The 3,427-nt window shown below is 31.9% G+C and carries 5 protein-coding genes and 1 pseudogene; 4 read left to right on the forward strand and 2 right to left on the reverse strand.

Annotated elements, in window-relative coordinates:
• Nucleotides 1-13: 13 nt before the first annotated feature.
• Complete coding sequence (locus tag JCM14822_RS18130) at nucleotides 14-703, reverse strand: type 1 glutamine amidotransferase domain-containing protein (RefSeq protein ID WP_054744023.1); 690 nt, start codon at nucleotides 701-703, stop codon at nucleotides 14-16.
• Between the two features lie 202 nt (nucleotides 704-905).
• Here JCM14822_RS18130 and JCM14822_RS22290 point away from each other — a divergent pair, with 202 nt between their 5' ends.
• The 3 genes from JCM14822_RS22290 to JCM14822_RS18140 all read left to right on the forward strand — a co-directional run bounded on the left by JCM14822_RS22290 (nucleotide 906) and on the right by JCM14822_RS18140 (nucleotide 2,453).
• Nucleotides 906-1,091 (forward strand): SDR family NAD(P)-dependent oxidoreductase, encoded by a 186-nt coding sequence (locus JCM14822_RS22290; protein ID WP_242861567.1) that lies wholly within the window; start codon nucleotides 906-908, stop codon nucleotides 1,089-1,091.
• A 51-nt stretch (nucleotides 1,092-1,142) separates the two neighbouring features.
• Complete coding sequence (locus tag JCM14822_RS22295; protein ID WP_083461565.1) at nucleotides 1,143-1,325, forward strand: hypothetical protein; 183 nt, start codon at nucleotides 1,143-1,145, stop codon at nucleotides 1,323-1,325.
• A gap of 372 nt (nucleotides 1,326-1,697) precedes the next feature.
• Entirely contained in the window at nucleotides 1,698-2,453 is a 756-nt protein-coding gene (locus tag JCM14822_RS18140; protein WP_054744025.1) for an EFR1 family ferrodoxin, read from the forward strand.
• A 17-nt stretch (nucleotides 2,454-2,470) separates the two neighbouring features.
• On the opposite strand, the gene JCM14822_RS18145 is transcribed toward JCM14822_RS18140, so the two are convergent.
• On the reverse strand, nucleotides 2,471-2,662 hold the full coding sequence (locus JCM14822_RS18145; RefSeq protein WP_054744028.1) for a hypothetical protein: 192 nt from the start codon (nucleotides 2,660-2,662) through the stop codon (nucleotides 2,471-2,473).
• 174 nt (nucleotides 2,663-2,836) lie between these two features.
• Here JCM14822_RS18145 and JCM14822_RS25445 point away from each other — a divergent pair.
• Nucleotides 2,837-3,427 (forward strand): annotated as a pseudogene (locus tag JCM14822_RS25445) (IS982 family transposase); the annotation flags it as partial.

Raw genomic sequence — 3,427 nt, forward strand, 5'->3', positions numbered from 1 at the left:
ACAAATAATTTTACTATTTATTAGCGTTTAAAATTTTAAGAACCTCTCTAGCAACGGCAGCTCCTGAGGATGGGTTTTGCCCTGTAACAACTCTTTGTTCTGCCACTGCAAATTCTGCCCAATCTGAAGACTTAACATAGTTTGCACCTCTATTTATAAGTTCTGTTTCAGTTAAGTAAGGAACAAGCTTAGTAACACCTACTGCATCCTCTTCGGTATTTGAAAATCCTGTAACCTTTAGCCCTTCAATTAAGTTTTTGCCGTTAGATAATTGTATATTTAATAAGCCTGCTAAACCATGACACACAGCTGAAACTACTCCACCATTTTCATATATTTCTCTTGCGATTTTTTGCAAATTTGTATCATTAGGAAAGTCCCATATAACACCATGTCCACCAGTATAGTAAATGACATCATAGTCTTTTGAATTGATTGCATCAGCAGATAATGTATTGCCTAATTTATTCATAAAGTTGTGGTCAGTGTAGTATTTCCAATCAATTGGACTCATAGCATCTTTTTCTAAGCTGTGTGGGTCTATTGGTGTATAACCACCATTTGGACTTACATAATCAATTTGAATTCCAGCATTTTTTATAACATCTACAAAGTGAACAGCTTCGCTAAGCCATAAACCTGTAGGTCTTTCAGTAGTGTCATATTTAGATACATTTGTAACAACAACTAATACTTTTTTCATAAGTAGTTCTCCTTTTATTAACATTTATAAATAGTGTTGCTTTTTTATTTAGCCTTTAAATATTATGAGCTTTTAAGTTTGTTTTTATTTAAATAATAGTATTTTTATGCTGAGGAGTCCGTACTGCTTTCTTATGTTGCATATCTTACTAATAAGGAATCGGCATATTATATTCAAGCCGTAGAAGATAATTGCATTTTAGTTGCGAAAACACCATTATCGCTCAGTAGAATACGGGGTAAAGGAAAAATTAACATATGTGAATGTCTTTGGCATTATAAATATGATTCAGGCAGTACTTCCTGAAATGAGAAAAGTAAAGTATGGTAAGAACATCAATATTGGTTCGATTTCAGGTAAGTTTACACAATCATTAAATGGTAGATAGTGTACTTCTAAACATGCTGTAGAAGCAATAAGTGATGCACTGTGTTTAGAAATGAAAAAGTATAATATTCAATCTACAGTTATTGAACCAGAGCCTATTGAAACCAATTTTTTTATTGAAAACTTATCTGCTCATGCTAATTATAAGCTTATAGAAAATAAGGCTAGTTATATTGTAGACATTAGTAGTTTTGTTGGTAATAATATAGATTTGGAAACATTCATTATAAAATAGTTTTAATCTCTCCATGGCTTGATGTTACTCTCTCAAATCCGGATATTGCCGAAGTGGATAAGAGAGATATTACGCTTGCGCCATATGGTGCCATCATAGGCGGAAAAGCATGGGCCGGTGACACATCGACAACAGACTACCGTATTAGTCCGATTTACGAAAAACTGGACAATCTCCCTGATACGCGCATGTTTTTGTCTACTGACGAAATTGTTTATCCTATTTATGAAATTCCGGAACGCGCAAATGTATTGACGAAATTGTCAAGCTCGTGAAATAATAAAAGAAAGAAAAATCAGGCCTTTAGAACTGGAAAAACTAGTATTAGAGGCTTTTTGATGTGAAAAGAGACATTAGAAGGAGTATGTATTTATGATTTTATGTTTTAGTGGAACAGGTAATAGTTTATATGTGGCTAGACAGTTAAATGTAGTTATAAAAGATGAGATAATATCCATAAATGAGTATTTAAAAGAGGATAAAGAGAAAATATTTAATTCCAATAAACCTTTTATAATTGTAGCACCTACTCATGCATGGAGAATGCCAAGAATTATAGAATCTTTTATCAAGGAATCTAACTTTAATGGGAATAAAAAAATATATTTTATATTAACTTGTGGTGCAGATGTAGGAAATGCAATAGGCTATGCTAAAAAGAGTATTGATAAAAAAGGAATGACCTTTATGGGATTAGCTTCTATAATTATGCCTGATAATTATGTAGCATTGTATGATTCGGATGATAGGAAACATAGTAAAGAAATTATTAGAAAGGCTATTCCGGGCATTCTAGATATTGCTCAAAAGATTAAAAATGAAAAGGAATTACCTAATAAGCCAATAAGTTTATTAGATAAGATTAAGAGTAGTGTGACAAACCCTATTTTTTATAGCACCATTGTAAGTGCTAAAGGATTTCATACGAATAATGCTTGTATAAGTTGCAGTAAATGCGTTACACTTTGTCCATTAAATAATATTCAAATGAACGATACAAAACCACAGTGGGGAAAAAACTGTATACATTGCATGGCATGTATAGGAGGATGTCCTAAAGGTGCCATTGAATATAAGAATAGAACAGTAGGCAAAGTAAGATATTATAATACGGAATATCCTAATTAATACCATATATTTTAAACTCAACTTTCACAGCTTAAATCTTTAAATAACGCTTTGATAAATAAAGCTTGAGAATCAATCCATTGTCTAAGTTGATTTTTAATAGTTTCTGATTCTAGATGAGTAGGCTGATTTAATTGCTCAATAAATAAACCCATTAAACTTTGAAGGGCTATGGATAACTCCATATCTTGAATATCATCACAATACATTAAGAACAATTCTCCAAAAGCCTTAGGAGTTTTCTCTTGTCTTTTAAGCCATTCTAATAAAAATCGGACCAACCTAGCGTAAGCATAGTAAAGCCTTTTTGATATCTATGGAATAAGCTCTAATCATATGATATCGTTACTCTACTATAATATTCTTAAAATGGGGGACATCACATGTTAGAGTTCAAATACTATTCTGTCCAAGAAATCGAAAATCTAAAAGATTTCTTTTTAGTTTCTTACGTTATCATTGATGATATTTACCATAAGATCATTCCAGACAGCATTTGTTTTAGGCGTAATTATTTTGAATCCAAGTTAACTGATAGCCAAGGTTTAATTATGTTCATAAAAACTTTAAGAATCTATTTCCTAACTTAGGTCACCGTACTCGTTTTAATCGAACTAGGCGAAATCTTGAATCAGTTATAGATGCTATCAGAAGAGAAATTGGTAACTATCTTGGTTACAATCACTCAGATGTTTACATTGTAGATAGTATGCCTATTTCTGTTTGTCGATTTGGCAGAGCTCATTTTAACAAACGATTTAGAGATATTTCATCTTATGGTTACTGTGCATCTAAAAAAGAGACTTATTATGGTTTAAAGCTTCATGCTGCAGTTACTTTAGATGGTTATCTTGCAGAAATTGAAATTACAGCTGCCAACATAGATGATCGTGCTATTCTATGGGAAGTATTATCAGATGTCTATCAACCTATTGTTTTAGGTGACAAAGGATATATAGGTGATCATATTGCCC

The sequence above is a fragment of the Cellulosilyticum ruminicola JCM 14822 genome, from assembly GCF_001311925.1.
In the GTDB taxonomy this organism is placed as follows: domain Bacteria; phylum Bacillota; class Clostridia; order Lachnospirales; family Cellulosilyticaceae; genus Cellulosilyticum; species Cellulosilyticum ruminicola.